Source organism: Gemmatimonadota bacterium (assembly GCA_016712265.1).
In the GTDB taxonomy this organism is placed as follows: Bacteria; Gemmatimonadota; Gemmatimonadetes; order Gemmatimonadales; family Gemmatimonadaceae; genus RBC101.
The window spans coordinates 46,138-61,924 of the sequence record JADJRJ010000010.1; the positions used below are offsets into that span (position 1 = coordinate 46,138).

Sequence of the window (15,787 nt, forward strand, 5' to 3'; positions counted from 1 at the left end):
CGAGGACCAGCCATGTACGTCGTCTCGCAACCCATCCGCACCTACATCGACCAGGCCGGCCAGGTCCGCTCCTACGACCCGGACAACGTCACTTCGGGCGGCCTCGCCGCGTGCGGCTGTCAGCCTCAGGGCGGCGTGCTCGGTGACATCCTGCCGGACTCGGCGACCGGCAAGATGGCCGTGGTGGCGGTGGGCGCGGTGGTGGTGGTGGGTGGCGTGCTGCTCTACCGCCGCCGGAAGGGTCGCCGCTGATGCACTGGACGAAGGACATCGCGCTGCTCACCGAGCAGGAAGAGCGGGCCCGGCAGCTGGGCGGCCGCTACGGCGTCCAGGGCGTGCCCATCGAGCGCGACGCCATGCCCTCGAGCTACGCGGTGGCGGCGGTCATCAACGGCGAACCCGGTGGCATCCCGCGGCTCGTTCACGTGACGTTCGTGCGAGCCGCTTTCATGGTGCCGTTCGTGTGGGGCACCAGCAAGGTGCTCGACATCGCCCAGCTTCAGAAGGTGCGCGACATGCTGCTCTTCTCGCTCGGCATGAGCCTCTCGCAGAGCGTGGGGCTCCTCGCAGCCTACAAGATCAAGACCATGGCTGCGAACAGCACCATGCCGGAGAACGTCTGATGCAGAACCTCGGCTTCATCCTCCAGCTCTTCTCGGAGCTCGCGCGCATGGGCGCCCAGGCCGTCAGCGCGGCACGCGGAGACGAGCGCAAGGCGCTCGACCTCATCCGCGATCGCACCAACGAAATCACCGCGCTCGAGGCCGACAACGACCGGCTCGCGGAAGAGCGCATCCTCGGCAAGACCGCCGTGCACGAAGGTACCTGAACATGGCCCTGATCACCATCGGCACAAGCCTCATTGACGTCGCAGATGTCGCCCTCGTTGCGCCCCGCGGCGCCGAGTCCACCGTCTATCTGGCCGACAGCCAGCAGCTCGAGTCCGCGCTCTCGGCCGCCGCCCAGGCCGCAGCTGTGAACGGCACGGCCGCCGGCACTGTGCTCACCACCGTGGTGGTCAGCAGTAACTTCGGCAGCTGCTACATCAGTGGCCCCAACACCCAGCGGGTGGTGGAGCTCAGCGCGACGGGCACCACGTGGTACCTGCGTGGCGGCCCAGGGCCGGTGATTTGCCCCGCCACGGACCTGGCCGCTGCTGAGGTGCTCATCGATGCAACGGGGGGCGCCGAAGTCGTGGCGTTCACTTATAGCTACTCTGGCACGTACGCCCCCGAGCTTTCGTTTTCTGCCGCCGGCGGTGGCGTCTTCATCAACTACGACGTTGACCCCGGCAGCGCTGGCGTGTCGCGAGTTGGAAACGGAGCAGGCGCCCCAAGCGCTGGTGACACCGTTGTCGTTACTGGCGTCATCGCGTTCTCTGACATCGTCAACTCGGAAACGCTCGACATCCCCCTACCGTTCGAGATGGCCACCGACGGGGCCCACCCCGTCATCGACGCGACGACGCTCTTCACCGACGCGACCGCTACGTGCGTCATCACATCCCCAACCAATGCGCGCGTCACGTTCGGCGTCACGGGTGACGCCTTTGGGCGCATGCAGCTTCGCATCTCCTACCAGACCGCCAACGCCGTCGACCCGGAGTAATTACGCCCGCCTGCGCTCACATGTGGAAAGTAGAACAACATGACCATCGGCATCTCCCCCTACCCCGGTGCGCTCGGCACCGTGATCCCAACCACCCCGGCCCGCTTCGCGCCTGGTGGAGAGCGGCGCTACAACCTCAACGGCGGCCTCGGTGACGGCGTCATGGTGGCCATCTCCTCGGGGGTGGCCGTCGGCGGCATGGCGAGCTCCGCGCTCGGTGGCGCCATCATTGGCGGTCTCGCTTCGGCCAAGTGGTCGGGCGCCGGTACGGGGGCCCTCGTGAGCGGTGGCCTGGCCGGCTTCGCGGGCGGCCTCGGAGCGTCCGCCATGTCGGCCGAGACCGGTGAGTCGGCGCTCCCCGGGCTCCTCGTGGCCGGTGCCGGCGCGGGCCTCTTCGGCTGGGGCATCTGGCGCTGGAACAAGCTGCGCAAGGGAGGGCGTTGAGCCATGCGCCACCATCACGACTACGACGACATTTCGTGGAACGCGCATGATCGCACGGTGGCGTACCCGTACACAGCCAACGTCAGCATCAGTCGTGGTGTGCTCGTCGTAACTGGTGTGTCCGAGGCGACTACCGCTGCGGACGCCGTGCGCTTTGCGTGTGCCGACGCCAAGTCACGTTGGCGCGGCTTGCTGGTCATTCGTGGGCGCAAGGGCGCAGCCAGTCCGACCGGTGTGGTCGAGGTCTCGGCACGTGTCTTCAGCGATGCGCCCGCGAAGCGAGCTGGCAAACCGACCCGCACCATGTCGTGCAAGCTCATCATGCCCACGCACGGCAATCAGTCCTTCCCGACGACCGGCAGCTTCACGGCCGACCTCGTGAAGCCCCTCTACGACCTCGCGCTAGCGGTGCGTTGATGGCTGGTGGCCACCTCAACATTGGGCACAACCTCGTCGCGTTCACCTCGCGCAGCGGGGCGTATCCGGCTGGGCGCGGCAGCTCACGTACAAGCCTACGAGCTGCTGCTGAAGCGTTGGTCGAGAACATGCGCTGTGACGGAAATGGCCGCTGGGTGACCATCGAGTACACCCGCGCGCAGGGCACGCCCAGCCACACGACCATGACCGTCTGGATTGGGCACCCCACCACCGTGCGCGGCCTCGACACCGATGCAGCGCTCACCCTCTTCAAAGCGGGCCAGCGCATCTTGGAGCGGTGCTGATGCCGCACGCGGTGACCATCTCCCTTGGCGGCATCACGGCCACCTCGCGCGCCCTGCCACGCCTCGAGGAGGCCTGCGTGGACGCCGAGCAGCGGTGGACCGCGCTCTACAAGGCGCACCCCGCAGCGCTCGACAAGTCGAGCTACCCCTACATCGCCATCGAGGCCCGCGGCGGCTCGTACGGCGCGGCCTGGCACAAGCGCCACTACGACGAGGCCAGCAACGCCAGCGTCGTGCGCACGCTCCACGCGAACAGCCTGAGCCTGCACGAAGCGGCCGACATCTACAACCTCTCCTGGCGCATGTCGGTGAAGGTGCGGGGCCCGAAACGCGCCGTGCAGAACCCACGCAAGCGCAAGAACGTGGGCCTTCGTGGACGTCCGAGCCACTGGCGCGCCCCGAAGTGGGAGTCGGCGCGTGGCGGGGGGCACACGCACGAGCCTTCCGCGACGAAGACCACTCGCCGGGAGACCTCACGCGGTGTAGTGCTGGTCGAGCGCTGCGTGCGGTACCCGGCGCGAGGTTCTCCTGCACGGCATGGAGAATGTCTACGGGGAGTGGGTGGAGTGATGAGTTACCAAGCCGAGATCCAACATGGTGCGATAAGCGGCGCAGGACTGCGCAAGCCCAGCCTTCGCGCCGCGCTCGAAGACGCCTTCAACGCTTGGGTGCGCACCATCGGGCGGCACCCAAGCGAGTTCAAGCCGAACACCGTCAAGGATGTGCGGATTCGCGTCTGGAGCAGCGGGCACAGTGTCGAACTGCTCGCGATCGCGCACATTAGGCCAGGCGAGCGCAAGGTCACCATCACGGTGCCGGGCAAGATCGCCCCGCGCTCGACCTACGACATCACCAACGTGGCGTTGGCGGTGCAGGACTTCAAATACCAGCGCGATGGCAGTACGTTGGGCGGGCGTCGTTGATGCCGAAACCCGCCCCGCCCACGTTCGCGCCTGACGCCCGCCTCGCGGGGCTCATCGTGGCGCCGTCGCGCGGCTTCAAGGAGAACGTCTACCTCGAGCGCCCGGACCCGCCGACGTGCATCGTGATCCACACGACCGGCAGCGGGCCGCTGCGGCGCTTCGCCAACGCACGCGAGCGCACACGCTTCGGCTACGAGACGCCCTTCGATGCCGCGCTCCGCATCTACGGCTCGCTGATGAAGGAAGGTCCGCACTACGTGTACGGCGCCGCTGGCGAGCGCGCCCAGGTGTGCCCCGAGAGCCTCGCGGCGTGGCACGTGGGATCGCTCGGATCTGGCGTCTACAGCAAGCCCAACGGCGGCTGGGCGGACAAGGGCGGCCAGCACGACTGGTGGTTCGAGCGCTGGGGCGCTCTCGGCCTCACGAGCCCCTTCGAGCTGGCCGCCGGCACCGCGTGGGAGGCGCGCAACAGCAAGCCCTTCCGCATGGCGGTGCGCACCGGTTTCGCGAAGGCGAGCTGCAACGACAACGCGGTGGGCAAGGAGGTCGTGCCTGACATCCAGCGACCGCGCGGGCCCTGGTCGAACAAGTGCTGGGAGAGCCTCGCCGAGGGTGTGCTAGAGTGCGCTGGGCGGCTCAACATCCCGTTGTCCCCGCTCCACATCTTCACCCACTCGGACGGCCACCCCGTGGCGCGCTCGAGCAACGGCGCGGCCTGGGACACAGCGCCCGCTTGTTGGTCCTGGAAGCGATTCGCAGAAGTGGCAGGTATTCCGGCATGAGCAGTCACCGCATGATGGTCGTGAACCTACGGATGGGCTCCATCAACGTGGAGGGATCGGCCCCTGCCTCGTACGCGGGGCTCGATGCCGGCGCTGGGGCAGCGTGCCTGCAGGCCTTCGAGGCCTTCCGCAAGAAGCTCACCCCGCAAGTGCGCATGCGCAACCACAAGCGCGGCGAAATGGTCCAGGCTGAGGCCTACACCACCAGCCCGCAGGGGCGTGTCCAGATGTGCAAGCTGGAGTTCGATCCGCTGACCAAGCGCATCAACGGCACGGCGGACATGTACCTCGGGCGGCAGGTTGCTGCTACTGTCTCGACGACCATGTACAAGGTGGCGAAGTTGCTATGAACACCTCTCAGAAGAAGCTCCTCCTCCGGTCGATCCTCGCAGGCGGCGCGGCCGCGTTCGGCTCGTGGCTCATCCTCGACCGGGTGATCGACAAGAACATCGGTCGGAGCGCGGACGCACTCATCGACGCGGTCGCCCCGCGCATGCGCAGCGAGCTCCAGGCCCAGCTCGACCGTGAGGTCCCGCCGCGCATCCGGCAGACCCTCGACGAGGTGCTCACCGAGTACGGCATCACGCAGCAGACGACGTCGAACATCGCGCGCATCCTGAACGCGCTGCCTGGGGGGCGCTGAGTCATGGCATCGAACACCACCGGCATGGAGGACGCGCTCGAGCAGCAGAACGTCAAGCCAGCACGCAGCCACAAGTACACGCGGCGCCCTTCCAAGGTGCGCGGTGACGTCTGGACCAAGAAGTCTGGTGGTGGTCGTCCCCAGAAGGCCGAGGTGTCCCACGCGGCGCTCGAGCGCGACATCCACACACGCTTCTGGGCTGAGAAGGCGCTCGTGGGGCGCACGCTCACGTTGCGTGGTGCCGAGATTCACATCGAGCCGCCCATCAAGCTCAACGACCCCTCCTCGCCGCCCTGGTCGGGCGACAAGAACCCGTTGCTGAGCAGCATCCAGCTGTTCACGGACACCTCGAAGATGGGCGCCCCAAGCTTCAGCCTGCCTGTTGGGCCGCCCAGCTTCGGAGGCTCGTGCCCGGGCAGCCTGGGCGCCATGACGACGGCTCCCGCGACAAAGCAGACCATCCCGGGGCGCTCTGGCCACGTGAGCCAGCGCCAGTTTGCGCTGCACGTCATTAACGGCACGAACCCCCGCCTCCCCAACGTCCCGGCCAACGTCGATCACTCCTATGCGGTCTGCCAGAATTGCTACGTGAGCAAGGGCAACCACGCCATGTACTGGGGCAACAACCTGCGCATCGTGACGCGCTACGCCTGGACGCGCGCCGCCGTCACCCACGGCCTGTTCGCCCCGAGCATCATCGAGGCGATGAAGCACGTGCAGTTCCCGGCCGAGCCGCCGGCCCTTGCACACCTCGGGCAGCGGTACTTCCGCATCCACGACGCGGGTGACTTCTACGACCAGCACTACCTGGCAGCCTGGCATGCCATCGCCAAGGCGTACGACGGTAACACACCTGGCCAGCCGCGCACCGTCTTCTGGGCGCCGACGCGCATCTGGGCGACGGACTGGGGCATCGCAGCCGTGGCCAAAGTCAACGGCGGCGACAACTTCCTTGACAACTTCGTCATCCGCCCGAGCGGGTACATCATCGACGCCGCTGGCCCAGAGATCCGCCCTATCGGGCGCGCCACGGGTTTCGCTTCGCCCACGACGGTGGACACCAAGGCGCACGCCGAGGCCGTTGTTGCAGGCAAGGCGCCACGCACGTTCGACTGGATGTGCCCCGCGCAGGAGTCCGAGGAGGGATCCTGCCTGAGCAGCCCCAGCCCGACCGGCAGCCTCGGGTGCCGCGTGTGCTGGGTTCACCCGCAGCTGCGCACCTGCTACAAGTTGCACTGAGGACTCACCATGTCTTGGGAAACCGCCAAACGACCAGCAACCCCACAACGCGGACGCCTGACGGACACCTACGTCTCCGCGAAGGGGAACAAGGTCAAGTTCAAGGACGGCGACAACGGAGGTCCTACCGGGTTTCGCTTCTGCGAGGCTTCTGCGAAGGGCTCGTGCGACGCGTCGCCGAAGGCAAAGGGATCCCCGCGCGTGGCGCCCTCGAGCGGCTACACCAGCTCGCCCTTCACCATGGCGCGCAAAAAGGCCACCGGTGTCTACACCAGCGTGTGTCACCCAGGCATGGAGAAGGGCCCCGACGGCAAGAAGAGCGTCGAGAAGGTGTGGGACACGAAGCGCTGCAAAGCCGAGGTCGGATACCGCAACGGTCGCCGCGTGATGCGCTTCTGCGTGAACAAGCACCAGCCGGGGCACGTCATTGACGTAACCGATGACGGGCCCGCCGAAGTCCGCAAGAAGGCACAAGAAGCCTGCGCAGCCTGGCACAAGAAGGGTTCCTACGCGGGCACCGAGGTCGGCAAGGCCGCGCTCGGCGGTGTGCGCCGGACGAAGGCCGCGAAGCGGCGGAAGACCTCGAAGCGAGGCCGCCGATGACCAAGTGCGCCGCGCTCAAGTACGTCGTCGAAGGGTACGCGGTGAAGGCCTACGATGTCGGGCCCAGCGGCAGCTTCCGCGCGGGTTCTCTGTACCTGCGCCGCGACAACAGCGGCATGGACGAGTACCTGCGTGTGGAGTCGGTGAACGTCATGCCGAGCTACCAACGTTGCGGGGTGGGCACCCAGCTGTACACGCGCGCTGCTGAGCTCGCGCGCGAGCTGAAGATGCCGCTCTACAGCGACACGGCCCGCACTGCGGCGTCGCAAGGCTTCTGGGAGAAGCAGGAGCGCAAGGGCCGCGCGAAGTGCGCCAAGAAGGGGCGCGGCGCGGCCAAGATCAACATGAACCACGCGAGCGGCGCCGTCATCGAAGAGCGCGGCCGGTGGGCCTGCCAGGAGTACGTGCTCAAGCCGACGGCCACCGACCTCAGCGGGTTGAAGCGCAAGCCGGCGCGGAAGGGCGCGAAACGCAGGAAGGGCTCGAAGCGATGAAGGACACTACCGTTGCCGTACTGGGTGGCGCCGCGGGCGCACTCGTCGTGAGCCTCGGGCTCTACCTCGTGAAGGCGTCCGAGATCGCCGAGGTTGCGAAGCAGTCGCAGGCCGAGGGCCCGACGCACGCGCTCGCCCAGCGCATCGCCGCCATGCAGGCGGACCTCACGACGTTCGCCACCGACTACACCACCGAGCTGGCCACCGACGCGGCCGTCGAGCACCTGACCAACCGGCTCGGCGTGACGCCGCAGCAGCTGCAGGCGGCACAGCGCCTCTCGAGCGCGTTCAGCAGACCCTGAGGGCGTAACCGTGGCGCGCAGCGCGCACGCGTGGTACAGCTTCGGCAAGGTGCACGTGGCCTCCCGGTTCCGGGCCTGACCGCTGATGTCTGACAGCGGAAGAACACCTGGAAGGTGCCCGCGCGTGTGAGAGCTCGCGGGCACCTTCGGACGCTATCTGTCAGCCATCAGAGCAAGGCCGCGCTTCAACGCATCGCGTGAAGCTGCTGCACCAAGCCCCCACACGGCGCCCGCCGCTTGGGGTGTCGGGAATGTTGCGGTAGAGCGTCGATGGGCCAGCACGTACGCAGCCTGCGCACGCCCTGTCGAGTAGTAGCCGATGCGCGTTGAGGTCCAGCCGCCACTGCTGCGGTAGATCGGCGTGTCCAACTCTGTGCGGTACTTCTCAGCGTGGATGATGGCGTAGCGCTTGCGCTTGTGTGTGTGTGTGTGACGGGGATGATGTAGAGCCGGCCCAGTGTGTCGTTGTCCATGGTCACCTGTTCTGCCAGACGGCCAGCGCCGCCGCGAGTAGTCCGAGGGCCCCGAGGCCCACACCGACGGCCAGCGGGAGGTGCCGCTGCCAGCGCATGGCGTCCGCCGCGCTCGAGGCGCCCGCCCACCAAGCGTCGTATCCGGCGGCCGTGAAGTGCACCCCGTCAGGGGCGTGCCCGGACCGCGTGAAGCGCCGGCTGTCGATGAAGACGTCCGGCCCGAGCAGCTCAGCGAGCTTCTCGGTCGTGTGCGCGTGCTCGTCGTCCACAAGGGGCACGAGCGCGACCGGCGGCCCGAGCCACACCACGCGGCGCCCGCCGGCCTGGGAGAGCAGTGAGCGCGCGGAGGGCTCGAGGTTGTCGGCGTGGCGGTCGTTGCCCGAGCTCACGATCCACACCTCGTCGGCGCGCGCGGTGGGCGCGTTGCGGTCGACCCACTCGCTGTCGGCGATCGTGCGGGTGCGCTGGCCCGAGTAGGCCGTCCACGCCACGAAGGGCTCGCCCGCGCGCTCGGCGGCCGCAGCGAGGCCGCTCGCGTGGCTGTCGCCCACCAGGACGCGGCGCGGTGCCGAGGTGCTCATCGGGCGCTCCGGCGCATGCTGATGGAAGTGCCTGTCTGTGGATCGAACAGAGCGCTGCCGATCAACCACGGCTCGCAGTTGCACACGCGCAGAGCACTGGGGCTTAGCAAAGAAATGCGGATGGCCTGCTGCAGAAACACCGAGATGCTGCACGCGCCCATTCGGCAGGTTGATCCCCCGCGCCAGCGCACCGCGTGTTTCATCGAGCGCTCCGCTGGTGGGGGTGCTCGACGACGTGATGCGGGTCCTTGCCGAAGACGAAGGGGTTGTTGTGGGTGAGCCAGTCGTTCGCCATCTTGTGGCCGCTGAATAGGCGCTCGCGCACGCGGAAGATGGTGTTGTGGCTGAGACCTTCCCCGGTCGCATCCTGGTAGTAGTGCATCATCTCGTGCCACATGGTGTCCGCGATGACGTAGGCGGGCCACCGCTCGTCCATCATGTTGCCGTGGATCGTGATGGTCTTGTCGGCCATGGTGTAGAGCCCCAGCTGGATGCGCTTGCTCGGTTTGGCGCGCTTTCCGAACGTGAGGCGCGGGACGGTCCAGTCGGCCGTCGTCTCGAACTTCGTGCCGCGGATGTGGGTCGCCACCAGCTGGGCGTAGATGTCCTGGAGGTCGAGACCGTCGGCCCGCCTCGTGATGCCCGAGCGCTGGTAGGTCTTCACCGGCTGCTGGGCTGCAGGGCTCGCGGTCCACGCCTTGATGCGCTCGTGGTGGTCGCGCGGCCCGCCATAGCTGCGCGTCAGCACCTGCGCGAAGTAGGTGGTGATGTCCTCGCGGATGCCCTCAGGTGCGGTCGCGAAGAGGCGGTTGAGCTGAAGGTGGACGGCACCCTTCTGCATCTTGGCGCCCAAGAAGAGGCGCGCACCACCGCCGATGTCGATCTGCCAATCCCACAGCGAGCGCATCCCGACTCGAGCGTCGAGGCGCTGCGCAATGTCGCGCCCGAGCTCTTCGTCGGCGGCAGCTTGCTGCGCCTTCTTGGTGGCGCCGAGCCCGGAGAGCCCGGAGCTCGAGGTGTGGTGCTGTCCGCAGGTGCCGCAGGCGAGGTGGTTCATCGACGTGTCCTTCGCCACCAGAGTACCCCAGCCCCCACGAGCGCGACAGCCCCCGCAGCGCCCAAGGCGGGCCCCACCCAGGCGGGCACGCCGCCAGGGGCGAGGGTGACCTCGGTGGTGAAGCCGGGCGGCCCCTGGAAGACGTTGCTGAGGTGTGGGGCGTACCGGACGTTGCCGGCTGCGAGGCGCGTCGCGTGCCAGTCCGTGGCGCCCGGCACGGGGTTCGGCGTGCGCCCGGCGAGGAACCGGTCAACGGCCTCGAGCTCTGCGCGCAGCTGACGTGGCGTCCAGTGGTCCTCCCGCAGATCGTCGCGGCGCTGCATCCGGTCCTCGCCGCAGCCCGGGTCGTCGTGGAAGCGCCCACCGGGCAGGCAGTAGGCGCCGTCGCGGTACCAGTCCGGGTTGATGGGCTGGCTGAACTCCTGCGCCAGTTCGGTCATCGTGCGCTCGTAGCGCTTCCGCCGGAGCACGAAGCGCTGCGTGAGCGCCCACAGCTGGGCTTCCCAGTCGCGCGGGTCGCTGCTCTCGCCGATGAGCATGCGCGCGAGCCACAGGCGGTCCTCGCGGCTGAACGTGTAGAAGGGCTGGCCGTCGGCGAGGATCTGGGTCATCGACGCCTCCACCACAGGTAGGCTCCTGCTGACGCAGCTACGCCCAGGGCACCAAGCGAGACAGCGAGGACCACCGGGGCGAGTGCTGGGGTTGAGCGCCAGCCGCCTTCCGCGAAGAGTACGCGGAGCTGGGGCTCCATGTCAACGGCCAGCCCGGCCGCGTCGCGGGTCCCGAGGTGGAGGTGCGGGCAGGTGCCGGCGGCCGATCCCGTGTCGCCGACGTAGCCGAGCAGCTCGCCCGCGTGCACGCGCTCACCAGGCCGCACGCGCGCAGGGCCGGCCAGGTGGCTGTACTGGTCGGTGCCGCCACCTGAGGCCGCCGAGGCCGCGATGCGCACGTAGTGGCCCGCCTGCGGGTTCCAGCCCACCCCGGGGCGGGTCTCGCCGTTGTGGACCCACGTCTCGAGCACGCGGCCCGCGCGCGCGGCCACCACGCGCGCACCGCGCGGGGCCATGATGTCGGTCGCCTCGTGGCGCGCGCCGCTGTCGCGGTCCTGGTAGAACGTGCGCGGGTCCCACCACACGAGCGCGTTGCCGGCGCGCCAGCCGACGGCCGACAGCTGGCACGTCATACCCCCTGCGCGCTCGCCGAAGTCATGCGTGGCGTCGGGGTCGACTTGGACGGGGAAGGTGGCGTAGCGGATGGTCATCGGGCGCGGCGCGGCCTGGGTGTTCTGCCCTACGGCAACACGGTCGCCTACATGGTACCACATGAACCTACATGGTACACTACCCTGGAGATCTCACGTGCAGAGCCTGGTCAACATCGAGTTCTACGGCCCCATCCTGAGCGCGCTGGTCGCGGCCATCGTCTTCCTCGCGCTCCACATCCGGCAGCTCCACAGAGACGCCCAGGCCACCGCGGTGGCGCATGCGGCCGCGCTCAAGGTGCAGGCCGACGAGTTTGCGCGGCGCCTCGAGGCCATCACGGCCGCGCACGCAGCGAAGCTCGACGAGATCGGGGTGCACCGCGCCGACCAGGCACGCGAGATGGTGGAGACGTTGCTCTCCATCCAGGAGTCGCGCGCCGAGGAGCAGCGCGCGCTCAACACCGCGCTGAACGCGCTCGAGACGACGATGGGGGCCGTCAAGGACGCCGTCACCTCGTTGTCCGAGCGCACGATCGACCACCTCTTGAAGACCCCGTCGCGCGTGCGCCGCGGGCCGGCGACACCCCCATGACCCACGCCCACATCTCCGCGACCTACCCGACCTATCAGATCAGCGAAGCCCAGGGCCCTCTCACCGAGGCCGAGCGGGTGGCGAAGCAGCAACGGCGCGAGCAGCGGCGCGCGAACGCGAACGACTACCTCGACGCGCGCACGGCGGGTCGCCCGGGACGCACACAGACGCCAACGCTCACCGGCGAAGAGCTCGTTGAGGTCGAGAAGCTCGCCCACGAGCGCATCCGCGCGAACGAGGCCTCGCATCGCCGTCAGCTCCGCAAGAAGTGCTCGAGCATCACCGACCTGCTCGCCGCCGTGAGCGCGCCCGCGCCCGCCGCCGCGACCGCGACTGACCACCCGCCCACCTGAAGGTCGCCGAGAAAGGTCGACGAGAAAGGTACTTGACACCTGGCGCGCGGTCCGGCACGCTGCGCCCATGCTCTCACCACGCCGTGCCCTCACGCTGCTCTTTCTCACTGCGCTGGCCGCCACCGCCAGCGCCAACATCCCGCCGCCCACGGCGCCCAGCACCGCACCGGCGGCCCCCTCGACGCGCGAACAGCTGGAGCTCGCCGTAGCCCAGGTCTGCGTCAACGAGGCAGGCTTCTGGCGCTTCGAGGACTGCGACCTCATCTGGCAGACCACCGCGCGTTTCGCTTCCGACGAGGCGCGCCTCCGCTGGCTGCGCACCCACAGCTGCCGCGTGCTCGGGCAGGAGTACTGCAGGCGCCCGCGGCCCTGCGAGGCCGGCAGGAACTGCGTGTGGGCGCAGCACCTCACCTGGGGCGACGCGCCGCCGTTGCACTGGCCGGCCGACGTCGTTTTTCCGACGGGGCGCTGGCGGCAGCTGCGCGCCCATGTCCGGGCGCGCGTGCGCGGCACTGGTCGAGCGACGCCCAGTGCTCCGTGTGCGGGGCAGCCCGTCACCTGGGGTGGCGCCATGGACGCCGAGCAGGCGCTCGCAAACGGCTACGTCGCGCTCGAGTGCGGCCGAACCCGCAACACCGGCTACGGGAGGGCACCCCGATGAACAACTACCGCGACGTGCCTCGTGAAGCCCTCGTGGCCGAGATCGAACGCCTTCAGCGCGAGGTCGCACTGCTGCGGCGCCCCAGGTGGTGGGAGCGGCTCTTCGCGCGCCGGGGGGAGGCACAGCTGAAGCTGCCGGCCGCTGGCGCAGATCTCAAGCCTGCCCATGATCCGCGAGACGCTCACCCTGGCCAGCGGCCGCAGCCCGAGGGGACTGTCCGGTACACCCCCTCGAAGAAGTTCGTCTGCGTCACGCTGCGTGGCATCGAGTACGGGCGGCGGCTCATTAAAGACCTGGAGACCTACTCCTCAATCGGGCCCGACGACTGGTTCGTGGCCGCCACGGGTGCCTCTGTTTCTGATCGAGAAGCCGGAGACGAATGCTTTCGTCTATTCTGCCAGTACCAGCGCGCCCAAGTGGCTGAGAGCGATGCTGCCGCGCTGCGCGCCGAGTTTCTCATGGAAGTCGGCGCCCGCGCGCGAGGGCTGCTCCGATGAGCACGCGCAGCACCACCACGTACGCGGTCTTCGTGTTCATGCTCGCGGTCACGGCGACCGTGAAGCTGTGCAACCTGCAGGACCCCATCGAGGGCCCCGTGAAGCGCACCATGTGCTGCGTGCGTGGGGTCGCTCCATGAGCTACCCGTCCGGCCCAACGAAGACCAGACAGGCCGTCGCCAAGCGCGCCGCAGCGCGCAAGCTGAACGGGCTCACGCAGTCGCCCGCGCCGAGCGCGCAGAAGCACATCAACGGCAACACCCTCATCCGCGTGCGGAAGGCGCTCGAGATCGTGCAGGACGCGAACCAGCCGACGGCGCTGCGCCTGCGGAACTACGCCTGGCTGCGCGAGCTCTGCGAGCGCTTCGAGCGCACCACGCTCACCGGAGCCCAGGGCCAGTCGCACACGATCCCCGAGGAGTTGTACATCCCAACGATCCCCGAGAAGCAAGAAGCCGTGGTGCACGCCGTGAAGACCCTGTGCTCCGCGCATGGGTACGAGCGCCTTCTGCGCGGCCGCGTCTGGGCCTGCTGGACCAGCAGCCCCGCAGCGGATCAGACGGACGCGATGGGCGGGGGCGCGTGCTGTGCTTCTGAGGCGCCGCGACGACGTCTGGGCTGGCATGGTCGCCAAGCTCGATGAGGACGAGCTCTTGCTGTTGCATGAGGCTCTCGAAGAGCGCGATCGCTGGGCCGCGCGCGTGAAGCTGCTCGAGGCCCAGCTCGATGGTGTTCGAAAGGTGGTGCGCTGATGGTCAACGAGAAGAGCATCGAAGTGCTGGGGCGGACGTTCACGCTGCGCGAGCGCCCTGGGCTGCCCTACCACCACCCCGCGGCGGACTGGGAGAGCCACTTCCAGCTGGGCGCTGGCGCGCGCCAAGTGACAGGCTACATCGCGGCGCGCTATCGCGAGCGCACGTTCGACGGGCGCGGGTGGGTGCGCAACGCGCGGCCGTGGAACTGCCTGCTGCACGTAGACCTCGACCCGCTGTTCCATGGCGTGGACGACGGCGACATCGACATCAACACGCGCGACTGCAAGACCGCTGAGGAAGCCGTGGCTGCGGCGCTGGGCGCCCTGAAGCTGCTCGGCGAGGTGGCCTGGGGCGGGGCGCTCGACAAGCTGGAGGGCGCCTCATGAGCACGCGCACCACGCTTGCTCATAGTGATGAGTGGCACCTCTTCGAGGATGAGAGCTGGAGCGTTGACCGCTTGGACAACCCGGTGTTCCTCGAGCTGCGGAAGCCGCACTTCACCTACAACGAGAACGACTCCGGCGAGCTCAAGGTGCGCCTCTCGCGCGAGCTGCTGCACGCCATCGCGGAAGCCGTGAAGGCTGGGAGGATCGGATGAGCCCCTACCGAGCGCCTGGTGAAGTCCAGCTCGAGGCCGTTGACCCCGACGCCACGCATGGACGGATCATGCCCTGGCGTGGGGCGTTCGAGAAGTGCTGCGTGTGCGGAGCCTTGCCGTCCCCCAAAGGAAGCCACTCCTACACAGCCTCCGGCGGCACCGTTGACGGCCTGCCGTGCCGGTTCGTCGTCGTAACCAGCTACGAAGGGCGGTGGTACACAGCCTGGTTCCCCGGGAAGGTTGAGACCCTCTGCGGCGACCCGAGGCCCCACTTTCACGCGAAGTGTCGGGTCTGCGCGGTGCGCTTCAAGATGGCGCCCGCGCCCATGTGACGCGATCTTCAGACCCCAAAGGGGTCTGGCAGCCCCTTGGGCCGTTGTCACCTCTCCGGTTTTTGACCCAAAACGGCATCCAAAACGAGGCCCAAACCGCCGGGTCCTTTAGGGCCTTGTTTACCGGTAAACAGACAGATAATAACCCCATTATCTGCCCCTGCTTGGAGGCCCAATTCGAGCTGCCGACAACGCCGTGTTCTGGACCCAGGCCCGAGTCTCGAGGGCAGGCCGTAGCAGAGCTACGGCCTGCTGGCGCACACGCGCCCGCGTGGGGCACCTTCGGTGCCTGTGCGCACCACGTGCGGGAACCACGCGCGCCCGGTTCTACAGTCGCCCGAAAGACGCTTGGTTACCTAGCTACCTGCAATTTTTATTTGCTATGATTTCAAGTACTTAGACACTTTCTCGCAAAAAAGATTAGCAGGCTACTTGCCATTCGGTTCGGGCCGCCCTACAGTTAGGGGGTCAAGACGGAAGCGGCTCTCACTCCCCGCCCCACAAAGGAACACGCTCATGGCCACCCGTAAAACCGCGCCGCAGTCCCCCGCCACGCTCGCAGCTGTTCAGCAGGGCTTGGAGGCTCGCATGCTTCTTGAGATTCTGCCCTGTGTGCTGGCCACGGTCACGGAGTCCGGCGACCTCGTGATCAGCGCTGCGGATGCGCTGCGCTTGCAGCGTATCGCCAGCGCCGCCGCAGGCTTCTTGCGTCAGACTGACCGGGACGGCACCTTCGACGGGTTCGAGGCTTTTCAGGCCATCATCCGCGAGGAGTGCCGCCTCCGCTAAGACCCTGCCCAGCCCAAGCCCCCTCACCTCCCACACACCCGCGCCCATCCGCACCTCTCACGCACCCAAGGAACCGCATCATGACCAGCCCCGCCACCGCCCACACGTACCTGGACTCGAACGACCCTTGGGTCACTC

28 protein-coding genes are annotated in these 15,787 nt (G+C 68.1%); 24 read left to right on the forward strand and 4 right to left on the reverse strand.

The window, feature by feature from the left end; all coding sequences use genetic code 11:
* The first annotated feature begins 12 nt into the window (after positions 1-12).
* Genes IPK85_01480 through IPK85_01550 form a run of 15 tightly spaced genes read left to right on the forward strand, consistent with a single transcriptional unit; the run spans position 13 to position 7,760 of the window.
* Positions 13-252 carry a hypothetical protein gene (locus IPK85_01480; GenBank protein ID MBK8246066.1) on the forward strand — a complete coding sequence of 80 codons (240 nt, stop codon included), beginning with the start codon at positions 13-15 and terminating at the stop codon, positions 250-252.
* Entirely contained in the window at positions 252-623 is a 372-nt protein-coding gene (locus IPK85_01485; GenBank protein MBK8246067.1) for a hypothetical protein, read from the forward strand. Before IPK85_01480 ends, IPK85_01485 begins: the two co-directional genes overlap by 1 nt.
* On the forward strand, positions 623-829 hold the full coding sequence (locus IPK85_01490; protein ID MBK8246068.1) for a hypothetical protein: 207 nt from the start codon (positions 623-625) through the stop codon (positions 827-829). The genes IPK85_01485 and IPK85_01490 overlap by 1 nt, the downstream gene beginning before the upstream one ends.
* Positions 830-831: 2 nt before the next feature.
* Positions 832-1,608, forward strand: a complete 777-nt coding sequence (locus IPK85_01495) for a hypothetical protein (GenBank protein ID MBK8246069.1) — start codon at positions 832-834, stop codon at positions 1,606-1,608.
* Between the two features lie 39 nt (positions 1,609-1,647).
* Complete coding sequence (locus IPK85_01500; protein MBK8246070.1) at positions 1,648-2,052, forward strand: hypothetical protein; 405 nt, start codon at positions 1,648-1,650, stop codon at positions 2,050-2,052.
* A 3-nt stretch (positions 2,053-2,055) separates the two neighbouring features.
* Entirely contained in the window at positions 2,056-2,469 is a 414-nt protein-coding gene (locus IPK85_01505) for a hypothetical protein (GenBank protein MBK8246071.1), read from the forward strand.
* Positions 2,469-2,774: a hypothetical protein gene (locus tag IPK85_01510; GenBank protein ID MBK8246072.1), complete on the forward strand. Its 306-nt coding sequence runs from the start codon at positions 2,469-2,471 to the stop codon at positions 2,772-2,774. Before IPK85_01505 ends, IPK85_01510 begins: the two co-directional genes overlap by 1 nt.
* Positions 2,774-3,697: a hypothetical protein gene (locus IPK85_01515; protein ID MBK8246073.1), complete on the forward strand. Its 924-nt coding sequence runs from the start codon at positions 2,774-2,776 to the stop codon at positions 3,695-3,697. Before IPK85_01510 ends, IPK85_01515 begins: the two co-directional genes overlap by 1 nt.
* Positions 3,697-4,479 carry an N-acetylmuramoyl-L-alanine amidase gene (locus IPK85_01520; protein MBK8246074.1) on the forward strand — a complete coding sequence of 261 codons (783 nt, stop codon included), beginning with the start codon at positions 3,697-3,699 and terminating at the stop codon, positions 4,477-4,479. The genes IPK85_01515 and IPK85_01520 overlap by 1 nt, the downstream gene beginning before the upstream one ends.
* A complete protein-coding gene (locus IPK85_01525) occupies positions 4,476-4,829 on the forward strand; it encodes a hypothetical protein (GenBank protein ID MBK8246075.1) in 354 nt (117 codons plus the stop codon). The genes IPK85_01520 and IPK85_01525 overlap by 4 nt, the downstream gene beginning before the upstream one ends.
* Positions 4,826-5,122 (forward strand): hypothetical protein, encoded by a 297-nt coding sequence (locus IPK85_01530; protein ID MBK8246076.1) that lies wholly within the window; start codon positions 4,826-4,828, stop codon positions 5,120-5,122. The genes IPK85_01525 and IPK85_01530 overlap by 4 nt, the downstream gene beginning before the upstream one ends.
* A 3-nt stretch (positions 5,123-5,125) precedes the next feature.
* Positions 5,126-6,361: a hypothetical protein gene (locus IPK85_01535; GenBank protein MBK8246077.1), complete on the forward strand. Its 1,236-nt coding sequence runs from the start codon at positions 5,126-5,128 to the stop codon at positions 6,359-6,361.
* 9 nt (positions 6,362-6,370) lie between these two features.
* Positions 6,371-6,964: a hypothetical protein gene (locus IPK85_01540; GenBank protein ID MBK8246078.1), complete on the forward strand. Its 594-nt coding sequence runs from the start codon at positions 6,371-6,373 to the stop codon at positions 6,962-6,964.
* A complete protein-coding gene (locus IPK85_01545; GenBank protein MBK8246079.1) occupies positions 6,961-7,458 on the forward strand; it encodes a GNAT family N-acetyltransferase in 498 nt (165 codons plus the stop codon). Before IPK85_01540 ends, IPK85_01545 begins: the two co-directional genes overlap by 4 nt.
* Positions 7,455-7,760, forward strand: coding sequence for a hypothetical protein (locus tag IPK85_01550; GenBank protein MBK8246080.1), 306 nt, complete (start codon positions 7,455-7,457; stop codon positions 7,758-7,760). Before IPK85_01545 ends, IPK85_01550 begins: the two co-directional genes overlap by 4 nt.
* Before the next feature lie 475 nt (positions 7,761-8,235).
* Here IPK85_01550 and IPK85_01555 read toward each other — a convergent pair whose 3' ends face one another.
* The 4 genes from IPK85_01555 to IPK85_01570 form a co-directional block, all read right to left on the reverse strand.
* Complete coding sequence (locus tag IPK85_01555) at positions 8,236-8,814, reverse strand: SGNH/GDSL hydrolase family protein (GenBank protein ID MBK8246081.1); 579 nt, start codon at positions 8,812-8,814, stop codon at positions 8,236-8,238.
* A gap of 199 nt (positions 8,815-9,013) precedes the next feature.
* A complete protein-coding gene (locus tag IPK85_01560) occupies positions 9,014-9,871 on the reverse strand; it encodes a hypothetical protein (protein ID MBK8246082.1) in 858 nt (285 codons plus the stop codon).
* A complete protein-coding gene (locus IPK85_01565; protein MBK8246083.1) occupies positions 9,868-10,482 on the reverse strand; it encodes a hypothetical protein in 615 nt (204 codons plus the stop codon). Before IPK85_01565 ends, IPK85_01560 begins: the two co-directional genes overlap by 4 nt.
* Entirely contained in the window at positions 10,479-11,195 is a 717-nt protein-coding gene (locus tag IPK85_01570) for a M23 family metallopeptidase (protein ID MBK8246084.1), read from the reverse strand. The genes IPK85_01565 and IPK85_01570 overlap by 4 nt, the downstream gene beginning before the upstream one ends.
* A gap of 34 nt (positions 11,196-11,229) precedes the next feature.
* Here IPK85_01570 and IPK85_01575 point away from each other — a divergent pair, with 34 nt between their 5' ends.
* The 9 genes from IPK85_01575 to IPK85_01615 all read left to right on the forward strand — a co-directional run bounded on the left by IPK85_01575 (position 11,230) and on the right by IPK85_01615 (position 15,649).
* Positions 11,230-11,664, forward strand: coding sequence for a hypothetical protein (locus tag IPK85_01575; GenBank protein MBK8246085.1), 435 nt, complete (start codon positions 11,230-11,232; stop codon positions 11,662-11,664).
* A complete protein-coding gene (locus tag IPK85_01580) occupies positions 11,661-12,017 on the forward strand; it encodes a hypothetical protein (protein MBK8246086.1) in 357 nt (118 codons plus the stop codon). Before IPK85_01575 ends, IPK85_01580 begins: the two co-directional genes overlap by 4 nt.
* A 67-nt stretch (positions 12,018-12,084) precedes the next feature.
* Entirely contained in the window at positions 12,085-12,678 is a 594-nt protein-coding gene (locus IPK85_01585; GenBank protein MBK8246087.1) for a hypothetical protein, read from the forward strand.
* The gene (locus IPK85_01590; GenBank protein ID MBK8246088.1) at positions 12,675-13,175 is read left to right on the forward strand and encodes a hypothetical protein; all 501 of its coding nucleotides are present in this window, start codon (positions 12,675-12,677) and stop codon (positions 13,173-13,175) included. The genes IPK85_01585 and IPK85_01590 overlap by 4 nt, the downstream gene beginning before the upstream one ends.
* Complete coding sequence (locus tag IPK85_01595) at positions 13,172-13,315, forward strand: hypothetical protein (GenBank protein ID MBK8246089.1); 144 nt, start codon at positions 13,172-13,174, stop codon at positions 13,313-13,315. The genes IPK85_01590 and IPK85_01595 overlap by 4 nt, the downstream gene beginning before the upstream one ends.
* Entirely contained in the window at positions 13,312-13,818 is a 507-nt protein-coding gene (locus tag IPK85_01600; protein ID MBK8246090.1) for a hypothetical protein, read from the forward strand. The genes IPK85_01595 and IPK85_01600 overlap by 4 nt, the downstream gene beginning before the upstream one ends.
* A 108-nt stretch (positions 13,819-13,926) precedes the next feature.
* Complete coding sequence (locus IPK85_01605) at positions 13,927-14,316, forward strand: hypothetical protein (protein MBK8246091.1); 390 nt, start codon at positions 13,927-13,929, stop codon at positions 14,314-14,316.
* Positions 14,313-14,528: a hypothetical protein gene (locus tag IPK85_01610; GenBank protein ID MBK8246092.1), complete on the forward strand. Its 216-nt coding sequence runs from the start codon at positions 14,313-14,315 to the stop codon at positions 14,526-14,528. The genes IPK85_01605 and IPK85_01610 overlap by 4 nt, the downstream gene beginning before the upstream one ends.
* 848 nt (positions 14,529-15,376) lie before the next feature.
* Positions 15,377-15,649, forward strand: a complete 273-nt coding sequence (locus tag IPK85_01615; GenBank protein ID MBK8246093.1) for a hypothetical protein — start codon at positions 15,377-15,379, stop codon at positions 15,647-15,649.
* The last annotated feature ends 138 nt before the right edge of the window (positions 15,650-15,787 follow it).